Annotated in this window: 18 protein-coding genes; 13 read left to right on the forward strand and 5 right to left on the reverse strand. The window is 63.8% G+C overall.

Going from position 1 to position 15,977, the window contains the following annotated elements; translation table 11 throughout:
- Nucleotides 1-173: 173 nt before the first annotated feature.
- Both eno and ftsB read left to right on the forward strand, forming a co-directional pair.
- Complete coding sequence (eno, locus tag AB6804_RS12875; protein WP_035959441.1) at nt 174-1,457, forward strand: phosphopyruvate hydratase; 1,284 nt, start codon at nt 174-176, stop codon at nt 1,455-1,457.
- Between the two features lie 106 nt (nt 1,458-1,563).
- Complete coding sequence (gene ftsB / locus AB6804_RS12880) at nt 1,564-2,022, forward strand: cell division protein FtsB (RefSeq protein ID WP_370886761.1); 459 nt, start codon at nt 1,564-1,566, stop codon at nt 2,020-2,022.
- Nucleotides 2,023-2,097: 75 nt separating this feature from the next.
- Here ftsB and AB6804_RS12885 read toward each other — a convergent pair whose 3' ends face one another.
- The 3 genes from AB6804_RS12885 to AB6804_RS12895 form a co-directional block, all read right to left on the reverse strand.
- Entirely contained in the window at nt 2,098-2,445 is a 348-nt protein-coding gene (locus AB6804_RS12885) for a hypothetical protein (RefSeq protein ID WP_370886762.1), read from the reverse strand.
- A 149-nt stretch (nt 2,446-2,594) separates the two neighbouring features.
- Complete coding sequence (gene hslO / locus AB6804_RS12890; RefSeq protein WP_035959437.1) at nt 2,595-3,545, reverse strand: Hsp33 family molecular chaperone HslO; 951 nt, start codon at nt 3,543-3,545, stop codon at nt 2,595-2,597.
- Between the two features lie 60 nt (nt 3,546-3,605).
- Nucleotides 3,606-4,130, reverse strand: coding sequence for a gamma carbonic anhydrase family protein (locus AB6804_RS12895; protein WP_035959436.1), 525 nt, complete (start codon nt 4,128-4,130; stop codon nt 3,606-3,608).
- Between the two features lie 186 nt (nt 4,131-4,316).
- Here AB6804_RS12895 and AB6804_RS12900 point away from each other — a divergent pair, with 186 nt between their 5' ends.
- From AB6804_RS12900 to AB6804_RS12945, 10 genes are all read left to right on the forward strand, one after another.
- On the forward strand, nt 4,317-5,147 hold the full coding sequence (locus tag AB6804_RS12900) for a ferritin-like domain-containing protein (protein ID WP_370886763.1): 831 nt from the start codon (nt 4,317-4,319) through the stop codon (nt 5,145-5,147).
- Between the two features lie 70 nt (nt 5,148-5,217).
- Nucleotides 5,218-6,102 (forward strand): alpha/beta fold hydrolase, encoded by an 885-nt coding sequence (locus tag AB6804_RS12905; RefSeq protein WP_370886764.1) that lies wholly within the window; start codon nt 5,218-5,220, stop codon nt 6,100-6,102.
- A 64-nt stretch (nt 6,103-6,166) separates the two neighbouring features.
- Nucleotides 6,167-7,012, forward strand: coding sequence for a 3',5'-nucleoside bisphosphate phosphatase (locus tag AB6804_RS12910; protein WP_370886765.1), 846 nt, complete (start codon nt 6,167-6,169; stop codon nt 7,010-7,012).
- A 133-nt stretch (nt 7,013-7,145) separates the two neighbouring features.
- Entirely contained in the window at nt 7,146-7,775 is a 630-nt protein-coding gene (locus AB6804_RS12915) for an L-threonylcarbamoyladenylate synthase (protein WP_244794465.1), read from the forward strand.
- An 85-nt stretch (nt 7,776-7,860) separates the two neighbouring features.
- The gene (locus AB6804_RS12920; RefSeq protein WP_035959432.1) at nt 7,861-8,526 is read left to right on the forward strand and encodes a site-2 protease family protein; all 666 of its coding nucleotides are present in this window, start codon (nt 7,861-7,863) and stop codon (nt 8,524-8,526) included.
- A 4-nt stretch (nt 8,527-8,530) separates the two neighbouring features.
- Nucleotides 8,531-9,733 (forward strand): tryptophan--tRNA ligase, encoded by a 1,203-nt coding sequence (locus tag AB6804_RS12925; RefSeq protein WP_370886766.1) that lies wholly within the window; start codon nt 8,531-8,533, stop codon nt 9,731-9,733.
- Nucleotides 9,733-10,320, forward strand: coding sequence for a class I SAM-dependent methyltransferase (locus AB6804_RS12930; protein WP_370886767.1), 588 nt, complete (start codon nt 9,733-9,735; stop codon nt 10,318-10,320). Before AB6804_RS12925 ends, AB6804_RS12930 begins: the two co-directional genes overlap by 1 nt.
- 63 nt (nt 10,321-10,383) lie before the next feature.
- Complete coding sequence (gene dapA, locus AB6804_RS12935; RefSeq protein ID WP_244794469.1) at nt 10,384-11,301, forward strand: 4-hydroxy-tetrahydrodipicolinate synthase; 918 nt, start codon at nt 10,384-10,386, stop codon at nt 11,299-11,301.
- A 186-nt stretch (nt 11,302-11,487) separates the two neighbouring features.
- Entirely contained in the window at nt 11,488-12,630 is a 1,143-nt protein-coding gene (bamC, locus tag AB6804_RS12940; RefSeq protein WP_370886768.1) for an outer membrane protein assembly factor BamC, read from the forward strand.
- A 19-nt stretch (nt 12,631-12,649) separates the two neighbouring features.
- Complete coding sequence (locus AB6804_RS12945; RefSeq protein WP_370886769.1) at nt 12,650-13,423, forward strand: MBL fold metallo-hydrolase; 774 nt, start codon at nt 12,650-12,652, stop codon at nt 13,421-13,423.
- Between the two features lie 131 nt (nt 13,424-13,554).
- Here the strand turns inward: AB6804_RS12945 and AB6804_RS12950 are convergent, their stop codons facing one another.
- The gene (locus AB6804_RS12950; protein WP_075583072.1) at nt 13,555-13,815 is read right to left on the reverse strand and encodes a hypothetical protein; all 261 of its coding nucleotides are present in this window, start codon (nt 13,813-13,815) and stop codon (nt 13,555-13,557) included.
- Nucleotides 13,816-14,072: 257 nt separating this feature from the next.
- On the reverse strand, nt 14,073-15,317 hold the full coding sequence (locus AB6804_RS12955) for a JmjC domain-containing protein (RefSeq protein WP_370886770.1): 1,245 nt from the start codon (nt 15,315-15,317) through the stop codon (nt 14,073-14,075).
- Nucleotides 15,318-15,350: 33 nt separating this feature from the next.
- Between AB6804_RS12955 and AB6804_RS12960 the strand changes: the two genes are divergently transcribed.
- On the forward strand, nt 15,351-15,905 hold the full coding sequence (locus AB6804_RS12960; RefSeq protein ID WP_370886771.1) for a peptidylprolyl isomerase: 555 nt from the start codon (nt 15,351-15,353) through the stop codon (nt 15,903-15,905).
- Nucleotides 15,906-15,977 lie beyond the last annotated feature (72 nt).

Raw genomic sequence — 15,977 nt, forward strand, 5'->3', positions numbered from 1 at the left:
GAGCACAGTCGAGCGGGCGCCTCGCGGTCGGCGTCCGCTTCACAAGGACAACAATGGTCGCGTCAAAGCAGGCGCGAACCACGCAGCCGTCAGAAGGTCTGAGCGAAGCCAGTGCAGCAACGAGTCATCGCTTCATCGTGACCGACAGAATTCATCGTCAATTTGAGGAAACCATGAGTGCTATCGTAGATATCATCGGCCGCGAGATTCTCGATTCGCGAGGCAACCCCACCGTCGAATGCGACGTACTGCTCGAATCGGGCACGATGGGCCGCGCCGCGGTGCCGTCGGGGGCGTCCACGGGATCGCGCGAAGCCATCGAACTGCGCGACGACGAAGCCGGCCGCTACGGCGGCAAAGGCGTACTGAAGGCGGTTGAACACATCAATACCGAGATTTCCGAAGCCATCATGGGCCTCGACGCCTCGGAACAGGCTTTCCTCGACAAGACCCTGCTCGAGCTGGACGGCACCGAGAACAAATCGCGTCTCGGCGCGAACGCGCTGCTGGCCGTGTCGATGGCGGTCGCGAAGGCCGCTGCGGAAGAAGCGGGCCTGCCGCTGTATCGCTACTTTGGCGGCTCGGGCGCGATGCAACTGCCGGTGCCGATGATGAACATCGTCAACGGCGGCGCGCACGCGAACAACAGCCTGGACATCCAGGAATTCATGATCGTGCCGGTGAGCCAGCCGACCTTCCGCGAAGCGCTGCGTTGCGGCGCGGAAGTGTTCCATGCGCTCAAGAAGATTCTGTCTGATCGCGGCATGAGCACGGCAGTCGGCGACGAAGGCGGCTTCGCACCGAACTTCGGCAGCAACGACGAGTGCCTGTCCACCATCCTTCAGGCAATCGAGAAGGCGGGGTATCGCGCGGGTGAAGACGTGCTGCTCGCGCTCGACTGCGCGGCGAGCGAGTTCTATCACGACGGCAAGTACCAGCTCGCAGGCGAAGGCCTGCAGCTTTCGTCGGGCGAATTCAGCGACTATCTCGCGACGCTCGCCGACAAGTTCCCGATCGTTTCCATCGAAGACGGCATGCACGAAAGCGACTGGAACGGCTGGAAGACGCTGACCGATCGCCTCGGCAAGAAGGTGCAGCTCGTCGGCGACGATCTCTTCGTCACGAACACGCGCATCCTGAAGGAAGGCATCGAGAAGGGCATCGCGAATTCGATCCTGATCAAGATCAATCAGATCGGCACTCTGACGGAGACGTTCGCGGCAATCGAAATGGCGAAGCGCGCGGGTTATACGGCGGTCATCTCGCACCGCTCGGGCGAGACGGAAGATTCGACGATCGCCGATATCGCCGTCGGCCTGAACGCCGGTCAGATCAAGACGGGCTCGCTGTCGCGCAGCGACCGCATCTCGAAGTACAACCAGTTGCTGCGTATCGAGGAAGATCTCGGCGATATCGCAAGCTATCCCGGCAAGTCGGCGTTCTACAACTTGCGCTAAAGCTTTCGCCGCTTTAGTCGATAAGGACGTTAGCTTTATTCTCTGTCCGCCGCGCCGGCTTCGGTGTCACTGAAGCCGTCCGGCGGCGCTTATTTCGGCTACTCGAATGCGGCTTGTAACTGTCGTTCTGGTCTTGTTGCTGGTGCTGATCCAATACCCGCTCTGGTGGGGGCACGGCGGCTGGCTGCGCGTGCATGAATTGCAGCAGCAACTCGCGCAGCAGACCGACAAGAACACGAACCTGAAACTGCGCAACGAGCGCGTGCAGGGCGAAGTGCAGGACCTGCAAAGCGGCACTGCCGCCGTCGAAGAACGCGCCCGCTATGAAATGGGCATGGTGAAGGACAGCGAGGTGTTCGTGCAGTTCGTGTCGCCCAATTCGACGGCGCCGGTCAACTCGGCGAATGCGCCGGCGGTGAACGGCTCGACGCGCGGGCAGGTATCGGCGGCGCCGCTGCGGGTGGTGCCGAATCCGGTATCGCGTTCGAAACAGGAATTGCGCGACCTGGATCGCAAGGCGCGCAGGGAAAAAGACGCAAAGAAGAAGCAGGGCGCGGCAGAGTAGTATCGCGGGCGGAAAAGACAAATGGCGCAGTCATCGACTGCGCCATTTCTTTTTGTCCGGCAGAAAGCGGGCTGATTACCACCGGGTCCCGAAGCCGACGCCGGTTCCCCAATAAGGACCGCCCCAGCCGCCACTCGAATATCCGCCGTACACGCTGATCGGCGTCGTCGCGTAGCCGGACATCATCTTCGCATTGTTGCCGACTGTCGCCGATTGCTGCGATTCCGCCAGCGCCTGCTTGTCGATGGCGTTATAGCGCTCCATCTCCTGCTCGGGCGTCACCATCTGCTGCACCGGAGCCGACGTGCTGGGCAGGCGGCTATAGATCGGCGAGGGGCCGGGCGGGTCCATCGCGCAGCCGGCGACGAGCGATACCGCGGCCACGCCGGACGATAGTTTCAACAGGAACGGGACGTTTCTCATTTTCGACCTCCAGCCGGTCGGACAACTAAACAAAGGTCCATCATAGCGTGCGGCGGCTCGCATGAGCCACGCGCACCGTTTCCCCCGCTCAGGCGATCCGACGCCCGCCCGGCGCGCTCGATGCACGCCGGACAAGCCTCCGACGGTGCTCAGTGGCGCTGGTCGGCTGCGGGGCTCACGCCCTGTGAGAGCTCTTTTGCGACAAAAAGTTGCGCAACGTCGACCGGGTCGAACTCGTAGCGCTGATTGCAGAACTCGCAATGCACTTCGACGGCGCCGCGTTCGTCGATCACGCTGTCCACTTCCTCGCGACCGAGCATTTTCAGCATGCCGCCGACCTTCTCGCGCGAGCACGTGCACTGGAAGCGCGCGGACGCGGGCTCGAAGTGCTGCACGTTCTCTTGCCAGAAGAGGCGACGGAACACCGTCTCTGGTTCTTCCTTCAGCAATTCTTCCGTCGAGAGCGTGCTGCCGAGATGGCAGACGCGCTGCCACGTATCGGCGTCATGCTCGCCCGGATGCGGAACGATGCCGCCATCGCCCGGCAGCTTCTGCAGCAGCACGCCGACGGCGCGGTCGGTATCGGCGGCGAGCCACATGCGTGTATCCAGCTGCTCCGAGTGATGCATGTAGTGTTCCAGCACCTCGGCCATCGACGCGAGCGGCCCGTGCTCGCCCGACAGCGGCACGATGCCCTGATACGGTTGCTGGCCGGGCTTTTTGTCGGAGGGATCGAGCGTGATGACGCAGCGGCCATGTCCGTGGCGGTTGAGCAGGTCGGCGAGCGACATGTCGTTCTGCAGTTCGCTTTCCGCGCCCTCGGCGAGCTTGGCCGTCGCGCGCAGCGACAAGTTCGAGTTGCACTGCACGACCAGCATCTTCACGGGGCCGTCGCCATAGATTTGCATGACGAGCGTGCCGTCGAACTTGAGGTTCGCGGACAGCAGGGCGCACGCGGCCATCATTTCGCCCAGCACGTTGCGCACGGCCGGCGGATACGCGCGGCGCGCGAGCACTTCCTGCCACGTGTTGCGCAGCGAGACGATTTCGCCGCGCACGGGCGCCGCGTTGAACATGAATTTCTGCAACTGGTCGTTCACAACTCTTCCTTGGGTGTTGAGGCGGAACGTGCGGCGCTGCGTATCGCGCAGCGCCGCCGTTCAGCCGATGCGCACGAGCTGCGCTTTGTAGTATTCACGCCGGTCGGCATAACTTGCCGTCGCGGCGCGCATGCGGGCGATGTCCGCTTCGCCGATCTCGCGCACCGCCTTGGCGGGCGCGCCCAGTATCAGCGTGTTGTCGGGAAACACCTTGCCTTCGGTAACGATCGCGCCCGCGCCAACCAGACAATTGCGGCCGATTACCGCGCCATTCAAGACCACGGCCTGAATTCCGACCAGCGTGCCTTCGCCGATGGTGCAGCCGTGGAGCATCGCCTGGTGGCCGACGGTCACGTCATTCGCGATGGTCAGCGGAAAGCCCGGGTCCGCGTGCAGCACCGCGCCTTCCTGCACATTGCTGCCGCGCCCGACGACGATCGGTTCGTTGTCGCCGCGCAGCGCCGCGCCTGGCCAGACGCTCGCGTTCTCTTCGAGCGTCACCTGGCCGATGATGGTCGCGGTATCGGCGAGAAACACGCTTTCATGGATGGTGGGGGCGTCGTCGCCGAGTTTGTAAATTGCCACGGTGTCTCCTCAGGTCTTCGTCTGGTCGTCGATGGGATCGCAGCCGCGCGGCGCTAGAATGCGCGCCTCGCGTAGCGCGAATCGCTGTGCACCTCGAGCGCCTTGTGCCTGCGCCGGGGTTAACATTTTAGCCGTTTGCGGCATTCCGCCGCCGAGCGTGCCTTTCCGCTTTTGTTCAGACGTGCCATGCCGAATTCTCCGTCCTCTCCCAAATGCGCGCGCCGCAGCGCGTTGACGATCCTGCGCGAACGCGATCCCGCCGCGAAGACCGAGCAGGCGCGGGCGCTATACGAAGCGGCCCGCGCGGGCGCGTTGCGGATCGATCCCGCGCTCGCGCTCTCCGACCCCGGCGACTTGCCCGGCCGCCCGGCACGGCCCGAGCTCGTGGAGCCGTCGTCGCTGAAACGGCGGGGCATGCAGTCGGAAGCGGGGCGCGCGGTGTTGCTGCATGCGCTCGGGCACATCGAGTTCAACGCGATCAACCTCGCGCTCGACGCCGTCTGGCGCTTCCCGTCGATGTCGGGCGATTTTTATCTCGATTGGTTGAAAGTCGCGGCGGAAGAGGCGCATCACTTTTCGCTGCTGAGCGCGCGGCTCGGGGATTTCGGTCACGCATACGGGGACTTCCCCGCGCACGACGGCCTGTGGGACATGGCGCAGCGCACGAGCGCCGACGTGCTCGCGCGCATGGCGCTCGTGCCGCGCACGCTCGAAGCGCGCGGACTGGATGCCTCGCCGCCGATTCGCAAGCGGCTCGCGCAGGCGGGCGATCATGCATCCGCCGCGATCCTGGACGTGATTCTGCGCGACGAGATCGGCCACGTGCTGATCGGCAATCGCTGGTTCCGGCACTTGTGCGACGAGGCTTCGCTGGACCCGCACACGACCTACGAGCGCCTGGCCGAGCAGTATCACGCGCCGAAGTTGCGCGGGCCGTTCAATTTCGAAGCGCGCCGCGACGCCGGCTTCGACGAGGCCGAGCTTCGCGCGCTGGCGGGGCTCGACGATTCCGCCTGACGCCACGGCGCAAGCTGCGCGGTCGCCGTTATACTCGAACGATCATCCTTTTCTGATCGAAGGCGGAATCATGAAAGAATCGCGCTCCGAGTTCGTCAATGCGCGCGGCGTGCGCCTGCACGTGCGCCGCTGGGGTTCGCCCGGCGCGCCCATGCTCTTCATGCTGCACGGCTGGATGGACGTGGCCGCGTCATTTCAGTTCGTCGTCGACGCGCTGGCCGGCGACTGGCAGGTGCTCGCCCCCGACGCACGCGGCTTCGGCTTGTCGGACTGGCCGGTGGCTCAACGAGGCGGCGGGCATTACTACTTTCCAGACTATTTCGCCGACCTGGACGTGCTGCTCGACCACTACGCGCCTGCCGGCGAAGTCAATCTCGTCGGCCACAGCATGGGTGCGAACGTGTCGCTCCACTATGCCGGGATCAGGCCTGAGCGGGTGCGGCGCGTCGTCGATCTTGAGGGTTTCGGGCTCGCGGCGGCGCGTCCGTCGCAGGCGCCGGGGGCCATCGCGCGATGGCTCGACGAGTTGCGCGTACCGTCCGAAATGCGCAGCTACGCAACGCTCGATGACGTCGCGGATCGCCTGATCAAGACGAATCCGCGTCTTGCGCGTTCGCGGGCGCGCTTTCTCGCCGGCCACTGGTCGCGCCGCGAAGCCGACGGCGCTTACCACCTGCTCGCGGACCCGGCACATAAGCTGCGCAGCCCTACGCTGTACCGGCTCGATGAAGTGATGGCCGTCTGGTCGCGCGTGCAGGCGAAAGTGCTGCACGTCGAGGCCGAGGCGTCGCCGACGCTCGCGCGCTTCGCCGGGGACATGCCCATCGCCGAATTTAAGACGCGCTTCGCCGCCTTCCCTGACTGGCGCGAGGAAGTCGTGAGCGGCGCGGGGCACATGATTCATCACGACCAGCCCGAGCGCGTCGCGGAATTAATCGAGTCGTTCTGCGCGTGAACCGTCGTAAGCGGCTGTGGGCGCCGCGAGCGGCGATCCGCGCCCTTAACGTAAAATCACGTCCATGAATCCTTCCGCCATCAACGCCGATCTGCACTGCCATTCCACCGTTTCCGACGGCCGGCTCGCGCCCGCCGACGTGGCCGCACGCGCGCATGCGGGCGGCGTCGCCATCTGGTCGCTGACCGATCACGACCAGTTGGGCGGCCAGCGCGAAGCACGCGCGGCGGCCGAGGCGCTCGGCATGCGCTATCTCGCGGGCGTGGAGATTTCGGTGACGTGGGCGGGGCGCACGGTGCATGTCGTCGGCATGAACGTCGATCCGAAGAACGAGGAGCTGGCGAACGGTCTCGCAGCGACGCGCAATGGCCGTGCGGCGCGCGGCGTGGCGATCGGCGAGGCGCTCGCGGCGGTGGGCATTCCGAATGCCTACGAGGGTGCGCTGCGCTACACGGACGACCCCGACATGATCTCGCGCACGCATTTCGCGCGTTTTCTGGTGGACGAGGGCTACGCGCAGAGCACGTCCGACGTGTTCGCGCGCTATCTCGGTGACGGCAAGCCCGGCTTCGTCGGCCATCGCTGGGCGAAGCTCGCCGACGCAATGACGTGGATCCGCCATGCGGGCGGCGAGCCGATCATCGCGCATCCGGGCCGCTACGATTACACGCCGGTCGAGTTCGCCGCGCTGTTCGACGAATTCATCGGGCTCGGCGGCAACGCGATCGAAGTCGTGACCGGAAGCCATACGCCGGACCAGTATCGCGAGTACGCGGACGTCGCGCGCCGTTATGGCTTCGAAGCGTCGCGCGGCTCGGACTTTCATGCGCCGGGAGAAGGGCGCATCGATCTGGGGCAGCTTCCGCCGCTGCCGCAAGACCTCACGCCCGTCTGGCACCGCTGGCTCTGAAGCTGCGGTTGCAAATCGCTGGCGCGCATGCGCCTTGCGTCGCATCATGCCTGACTAGCCCGCGTCCGCGTCGCAGAAGTCTCACGCGCGAGCGCGTCGAACCGCGAACACGATCGGAACAAGAGGCGTCGCCATGTCCCAATTCTTTCGTATTCATCCGGACAATCCGCAGCCGCGGCTCATCAATCAGGCGGTGCAGATCATTCGTGACGGCGGCATCGTCGCGCTGCCGACCGATTCGAGCTATGCGCTCGCCTGCCATCTCGACGACAAGGACGCCGTCGAACGGCTGCGGCGCATTCGCGGCATCGACGACAAGCAGTTGCTCTCGCTGCTCGTGCGCGATCTGTCCGAGCTATCGAACTTCGCGATGGTCGACAACCGGCAGTACCGGCTCATCAAGTCGGTGACGCCGGGGCCATACGTCTTCGTGCTTCAGGCGACGAAGGAAGTGCCGCGCAGGCTGTCGCATCCGTCGCGCAAGACGATCGGGCTGCGCGTGCCGGATCACGCGATCACGCTCGCGCTGCTCGAAGCGCTCGGCGAACCGCTGCTCGCGTCGACGCTGATCCTGCCGCCCGACACCGAGCCGCTCAACGACGCCGAGGAAATCCGCGAGCGGCTCGAAAAGCAAATCGAACTCGTGGTCGATTCGGGCGCGTGTCCCGCCGAGCCGTCGACGGTGATCGATCTTTCCAGCGGCCAGCCGGTGCTCGTGCGCGCCGGACGGGGCAGCCTCGAGCCGTTCGGGCTGGCGGCATAGGCCGCTCGGCCAACGCGCGATTCGTCGTGCAAAGGGGCGTCGCGCGCGCCTGTAGACGGCCTCCCGCTTGATACAATAACGCCCCATGGATCCTTCTCTGATACAAACCATCGCGGTCTACGCGCTCCCGGTGATCTTCGCGATCACGCTGCACGAGGCCGCGCATGGCTATGCCGCGCGTCTGCTCGGCGACAACACGGCCTACGTGCTCGGCCGCGTTTCCATGAACCCGATGCGCCATATCGACCCCATCGGGACAATCGTCATTCCCATCGTCCTGTACTTCGTCACGAACGGCAGTTTCATGTTCGGCTATGCGAAGCCCGTGCCGGTCGCGTTCGGCAACCTGCGCAATCCGCGCTGGGGCAGCCTGTGGGTCGCGGCGGCCGGGCCCGGCAGCAACTTCGTGCAGGCGCTCGTCTGGGGCGTGACAGCGGTGCTGCTCGCGGCTTTCAATGTCGACGAAGCGTTTCTCACGCGCATGGCCGCCGCGGGCGTCGGCGTGAATCTCGTGCTCGGCGTGCTGAACCTGTTCCCTCTGCCTCCGCTCGATGGCGGGCGCGTGCTGATGGCGCTTCTGCCGGCGCGCGCATCGATTGCGTTTTCGAAGCTCGAACCTTACGGTTTCTTCATCGTGATGGCGCTCGTCGTGACGGGCGTGCTCACGCGCTTCTGGCTGAGCCCGCTCGTGAGCGTCGGCTATGCGGCGGTAACGGCCATTCTGAATCCCTTCGCTTCACTATTCCCATAAGATCATGTTCCCTGACCGTATCTTTTCCGGCATGCGGCCCACCGGGTCGCTGCACCTCGGCCACTATCACGGCGTGCTGAAAAACTGGGTGCGGCTGCAGTCCGAATACCCGTGCTTCTTCGCGGTCGTCGACTGGCACGCGCTCACGACGCACTACGAGACGCCCGAGGTCATCGAGAAAAACGTCTGGGAAGTGCTGATCGACTGGCTGGCATCGGGCATCGACCCGGCGCAGGCGACGCTCTTCATCCAGAGCCGCGTGCCCGAGCATGCGGAACTGTCGCTGCTGCTCGGCATGGGCACGCCGCTTGGCTGGCTCGAACGTGTGCCGACCTACAAGGAGCAGATCGAGAAGCTGAAGGAAAAAGATCTGTCGACGTATGGCTTCCTCGGCTATCCGGTGCTGATGGCGGCGGACATTCTGCTGTATCGCGCGTCGCTGGTGCCGGTCGGTGAGGATCAGGTGCCGCACGTCGAAATGACGCGCGAGATCGCGCGCCGCTTCAACTACCTGTACGGCAAGGAAGCGGATTTCGAAGAAAAGGCGCTCGACGCCGCGAAGAAGCTCGGCGGCAAGCGCGCGAAGCTCTACCACGAGCTGCGCGTCGCGTATCAGCAGGAAGGCGATGCCGAAGCGCTCGAACAAGCCCGCGCGATGCTGCAGGAATCGCAGAGCCTGTCGATGAGCGACCGCGAGCGCCTGTTCGGCTATCTCGAAGGCGCGCGCAAGATCATCCTGGTCGAACCGCAGGTGCTGCTGACCGAAGCGTCGCGCATGCCGGGTCTCGATGGCCAGAAGATGTCGAAGTCGTATGGCAACACCATCGGCTTGCGCGAGGATGCCGAGACCATCACGAAGAAGGTCCGCACGATGCCGACGGACCCGGCGCGCGTGCGCCGCACCGATCCGGGCGATCCCGACAAGTGTCCGGTGTGGCAACTGCATCAGGTGTACACGGACGAAGCCACGCACGAGTGGGTGCAGAAGGGCTGCCGCAGCGCGGGCATCGGTTGCCTCGACTGCAAACAGCCGGTAATCGAAGGCATCCTGCGTGAACAGCAGCCGATGCTCGAGCGCGCGCAGAAGTACATGGACGATCCGTCGCTGCTGCGCGCGATCGTCGCCGATGGCTGCGACAAGGCGCGCAAGTTCGCCGTCGAAACCATGCGCGACGTGCGCGAGGCAATGGGCCTGTCGTACAACTGATGGAAGCGGGCATCCCGAGCACATGGGTCACGCGCTGGGCGCGTCTGGTCGCGGCCGGCGCGCCAGTGCTGGATGTCGCATCGGGCGGCGGGCGTCATGCGCGCTGGTTTGCGGCGCGCGGCCACGCGGTGCTCGCCGTCGATCGCGATGCCGACGCGCTCGCGTCGATGTCCGGATGCGAGGGCGTCGAGACACTGGTTGCGGACATCGAAGGCGCGCCGTGGCCGTTGCCCGCCGACCGCCGGTTTGCCGCGGTGGTCGTGACGAACTATCTGCATCGGCCGCTGTTCGCGCGCCTGATCGACAGCCTCGCGCCCGGCGGCATCCTGATCTACGAGACGTTTGCCGCAGGCAACGAATGCATCGGCAAGCCGTCCAATCCCGCGTTCCTGCTGGAAGCCGGCGAACTGCTTGAAGCGGTGCGCGGCCGGCTTCGCGTGATCGCCTTCGAAGATGGTTTTGTCGAGACGCCGCGTGCTGCCTATGTACAGCGAATCTGCGCGGTAAGTGAAGTCGAGGCAACCGGTAACCGGCTCACGATTGGTAACACCCCCCCGGGTCCGCCGCGTTACGATTTGGCGGGCTAATCCGCTACAATCGCGTAATATCGCTTTTCGCGATTAAATTCACGATTAAATTCATAGAGTTTCATGACAAACGGAACTAGCAGCGGCACCAACGGCGGCATCCAGATCCGTGGCAGCATTCCTGCCATCGTCACCCCGATGCACGAGGACGGCAGCCTCGATCTGCCGGCGTTTCGAAAGCTGATCGACTGGCACGTCGAACAGGGGTCGAACGGGCTGGTCGTCGTGGGAACGAGCGGAGAATCGGCGACGCTGTCGGTCGAAGAGCACGTCCTGATGGTGCAAACCGCGGTCGAGCACGCCGCGAAGCGCATTCCGGTCATCGCGGGCGCGGGCGGGAATTCAACGGCGGAAGCCATCGAGTTGTCGAAGCAGGCCAGGAAGGTCGGCGCCGACGCCACGCTGCAAGTCGTGCCGTATTACAACAAGCCGACGCAAGAAGGCATGTATCGCCATTTCCGCGCGATTGCGGAAGCCGTCGATCTTCCTGTGATCCTCTATAACGTGCCGGGCCGCACCGTTGCCGACATGAGCAACGAGACGATCCTGCGTCTCGCCGAGGTGCCGGGCATCATCGGCGTGAAGGAGGCGACCGGCAACATCGATCGCGCCGCTTATCTCATCAAGCACGCGCCGGCGAACTTCGCGATTCTGAGCGGCGACGATCCCACGGCCATCGCGCTGATGCTCCTCGGCGGCCACGGCAACATCTCGGTGACGGCGAACGTCGCGCCGAAGCAGATGAGCGATCTGTGCCGCGCCGCGCTGGCAGGCGACGCAATCACCGCGCGCCGCATCCACCTGAGCCTGCTGGAGTTGCACAAGCAGTTGTTCTGCGAATCGAACCCCATTCCGGCGAAGTGGGCGCTGCAAGCGCTCGGCCGCATGGAAGGCGGTATCCGCTTGCCGCTCACGCCGCTCGATGCGCGCTACCACGACGTCGTGCGTGGCGCATTGCGCGACGCCGGGCTTCTCGGCTGATCATGCGCGGCGGCGCGCGTCACGTCAGGCGATGAATCGAACGTGACCGCGCCGCAGCACTGATCGAATGAAGCCGAGCCACTCATCCACTGCCATTCGTTGACCTCGATGAACCGCGCGTCCGCGCGCCGGAACCGACGCGGGGCAATGCGTATTCAGCCGTTATCTGCAGCAAAGAAGGACCTCATGAAATCTTCCGCTCTTCTTACCCAAGCCAAACGCCTGAGCGTGCTGTCGCTGGGCGCCGGCGTCATTTTCTCGCTTGCGGGCTGCGAAACGCTGAACGACTGGCTCGCGCCCGACCGCGTCAACTACAAGGCGGCCGAGACCGCACCGGCGCTCAACGTGCCGTCCGATCTCAGCACGGCCGACATCAGCCAGCGCTACGCCGCGCCGCCGCCGATCAACACGCTCGGCGGCGCGACGCAGCGCAACGCCACGCCGGCGGGCAACCTGACGCTCGGCGTGCCGAACGCGCAGGACCCGTATGGCATGCACGTCGAAAGCGATGGCGATCGCCGCTGGCTCGTCGTCGATGGCCGCACGCCGGATCAGATCTGGCCGCAGTTGCAGGAGTTCTGGACGGAGAACGGCTTCACGCTGAAAACCGATTCCGCGCAGACCGGCATCATGGCGACGGACTGGGCCGAGAACCGCGCGAACATTCCGGACGACTGGTTCAGAAAGAGCGTCGGCAAGCTGCTCGATTTCGCCTACTCGTCGGGCACGCGCGACATGTTCCGCACGCAGGTCGATCGCGCGGCGGACGGCTCGACCGATATCTCCGTCACGCATAGCGCCATGGAAGAAGTGCTGACGGGTCAGGACAAGACGTCGTCGCGCTGGGAAACACGGCCGCGCAATCCGGCGCTCGAAGCCGCGTTCCTCGCAAAGATGATGCAGAAGTTCGGCCTGACCGAAGACCAGTCGAAGCAACTGATTGCGCAGGCGCGTCCGGCGGGCGCGAAGGTGAAGGTAGAGCAGACGGCGGGCACATCGACGCTCGATCTCTCCGAGCCGTTCGATCGCGCCTGGCTGCGCGTGGGCCTCGCGCTCGATCGCACCAACTTCACGGTCGACAATCGCGACCGCGAGAAGGGCATCTACTACGTGCATTACTCGGACTCGATGGCGGAACTGAAGAAGGAAGGCCTCTTCGGCAAGCTCTTCTCCAGCAATACGCCGAAGCCCACGCGCCAGTTCCTCGTAAACGTGCGTCCGAAGGCGGATGCGGTCACGCAGGTCGCCATCGTCGATGCCAATGGCCAGCCGGACAACTCGTCCGACGCGCAGCGCATCGTGTCCTTGCTGCACGCGCAGTTGAACTAGGCGGGCGGCGCGAGCGATTGTGAGATTCGCCAGTCTCGGCAGCGGTAGCGAAGGCAATGCGTTGCTCGTCGAATCGACGAGCGGCGCGACCACCACGCGCGTGCTGCTCGATTGCGGTTTTTCCGCGAAGGAAGTGGAGCGTCGGCTGCTTCGGCTCGGGACCAGCGCCGAACATCTCGACGCCATCCTCATCACGCATGAACATACGGATCACATCGGCAGCGCGCTGACCCTGGCGCGCAAGTGGTCCATCCCGCTTCACATGAGCTGGGGCACCGCGCGTGCGGTCGGCGCGGACGAAGGCAAGATCGACTTGCGCGTGCTGTGGGGCGATGAAAGCGTCGCCATCGGCGATGTCAGCGTGCTGCCCTATACCGTCCCGCACGATGCCCGCGAGCCGTTGCAATACGTCTTCTCCGACGGTGCAAGCCGCTTAGGCGTGCTGACGGACGTGGGCGTGGCGACACCGCATATCACGAGCGTACTGAGCGGCTGCGACGCGCTCGTGCTGGAATCCAATCACGACCTTGCGATGCTTTCCGCGAGCCGTTATCCGGCGTCGCTGAAGGCGCGCATTGGCGGCACGCACGGGCATCTGAACAACGATGCGGCCGCTGCGATCCTTGCGTCGCTGGATCGTTCGAAGCTGCGTCATCTGGTGGCCGCGCATCTCAGCCAGCAAAACAATCTGCCTCATTTGGCACAGGCTGCGCTGGCAGCGGTGCTCGGTGCATCGGCGCCGGATGTCGTCGTGGCGACACAAGCGGAAGGGTTCGACTGGCTGTCGCTATGAGATGAGCGGAGCGTTCGACGCATTCATTGCGAAGACACAAAAAAACCGGCCCAAGAGCCGGTTTTCTTGTTTCAGGCCGCGGTGAGCGGCCTGTGCCAGGCTTAACGCGCTGGCGTAAGCGCCTGACGGCCTTACTGGCTTGCGCCCGATGCCGGAGCCGCAGCCGAAGCCGAAGCAGCAGCGTCCGAAGCCGCGCCAGCAGCCGAAGCTGCGTCGCTTGCAGCGGCCGAAGCGCTCGATGCAGCAACGTTAGCGTCCGAAGCGGCAGCAGCCGGAGCCGAAGCAGCCGACGTATCGCTTGCAGCGCTCGGAGCAGCCGTATCGCTAGACTTGTTGCATGCAGCCAGAGCAACAGCAGCCAACAGGGATGCTACGAGGAGGGATTTCTTCATGATCACGTCCTTTTATGGTTAAAGGTAAGCAACAGCGCAAAGTACCGGTAATGTGTGCTCCAACACCGACCAGGGCCGCTGTGGAGCCTCACAATTCTTTTTGGTGTGAGACCAACTACGGCTTGGCCGGAAATTATAGGCACTTTCGCAACGACCGTCGATAAATGAGGGGCCGATACGTTGTCTTTCTCATACAAATTTTCGTGTTGCGGAACAGCAAAACCCCGGCATTCAAGAAACTCCCGAGCGCTTGCACGTCAAGCGTTTCCGGCCGATGACTCCGTCTGAATCCAGCCCGCACGATACCACTCGTGCATCAGTGATGTCATTGTCAGATCGTCTGTAAGTGTTACAAAGCGTTTCGCCTCCAGACGCCGAGTATCAGCGAGTTCGGGCAGCCACTTTTTAGCCTTCGCGGACAACGCAGCGGCTTCGCCATTAACGAAATACGAGTGCGTGTTGTAGAGCAAAATCGTCTTTCTATCTAGCCTGATGCCCGTCTTTTTCGCGCGCTCTACAAATTTTTGCTCATTCAGCGCGCGAACCGGCGGATCGAATACCACATTCGCTTTCGGTTCGCTCAGATAACTGCCCAAAAACTCCGCAATGTCCTTATCAGTCCAACTGACGTTTGCAAGGATCGCGCCTACTCGTTCGACGAGCAGCGACGGCAACGCGGCGGGCGTATCGACAGGCGGTTGCGCAGGATCGCGATAACGCGCGTCTGCCTTGGCCCGTGCGCCGTCGCCGGTTCGCTCGGCAAGGTGATACAGGAACTGCGACGTCAATTCCTGCGCCGACGGTGCGCGAAAGCCGATGGAGCACGTCATGCACTCGCCTTCGGCGACCCCGTCATGCGCGATATGCGGCGGCAGATACAGCATGTCGCCCGGTTCCAGCACCCACTCCTCTTCCGCTTCGAAGTGCTGTAAAACTTTCAACGGCAAACCGGGTTTTAGCGAAAGGTCGCGCTGCGCGCCGATACGCCAGCGGCGCTTGCCATGCACTTGCAGCAAAAACACGTCGTAAGAGTCGAAGTGCGGACCTACGCCGCCGCCATCCGTTGCGTAGGAGATCATCAGATCGTCGAGTCGCGCGTCGGGAATGAAGCGGAAGCGGTTCATCAGCGCGTGCGCACGGTCGTCATGCAGGTTCACGCCTTGCACGAGCAGCGTCCATTCGCGCTTCTTGACCGATGGCAGTTCGTCGGCTGCGAACGGTCCGTGCTCCAGATTCCACGTGTTCCGAAAATGCGTGATGAGGCGCGATTCGACGTCGTCGGAATCGGCGAGTTCGAAGAGTTCCTCGCGAGCAAGCGGGGCCGACATGCCGGGAATCGCCTGGCGAATCAACAGCGGTTTTTTCTGCCAGTAACGCCGCATGAACTGTCGCGGCGTACGGTTGCCCAAAAGGGGCGACACTTCGTCTGGAAGCGGCGCTCGGGCGCGTTCGTTATGGTTGTCTGGAGGCAAAGGAGTAACGTCTGAGGGCCGCTGGCGCATCGTATAATCGAGGCTTGTATCTTGGAGGATTCAATGAAAATTGCGAAAGACACTGTCGTTTCGGTCGCGTATAAGCTATCGGATGCACAAGGCAATCTGATCGAGGAAAGCGACGAGCCGATGGTCTATCTGCACGGCGGCTATGATGGCACGTTCCCCAAGATCGAGGAAGCGCTGGACGGCCGCGAACCTGGCTACGAAACGTTGATTCAGCTCGAACCGCAGGATGCGTTCGGCGAATACGATCCCGAACTCGTGAAGGTCGAAGAGCGTGGCCGCTTCCCTGAGCCGCTCGAAGTGGGCATGCAGTTCGAAGGCACGCCCGAAGATAGCGACGACGAACTCGACTCGCTCATCTACACCGTCACGGACGTCGCCGAAGACAAGGTGGTGCTCGACGGCAATCATCCGCTCGCGGGCATGGCGTTGCGCTTCGCGTTGTCGGTGCAGGAAGTGCGCACGGCGACCGAAGACGAGATCGAGCATCAGCATGCGCACGGTGCAGACGGCCTGCACATTGCGGATGAAGACGAAGATGACGACGAAGAAGGCGGTCCGCACAAGGACTCGGGTCCGACGCTTCATTGAGCGGCTTTACTGAGCGGCTTCATTGAGCGGCTTCACTGAGCGTCTATCGGACGCGGCAGGCGGTAGTTAGAA

Source organism: Caballeronia sp. RCC_10, from assembly GCF_041360715.1.
In the GTDB taxonomy this organism is placed as follows: Bacteria; Pseudomonadota; Gammaproteobacteria; order Burkholderiales; family Burkholderiaceae; genus Caballeronia; species Caballeronia grimmiae.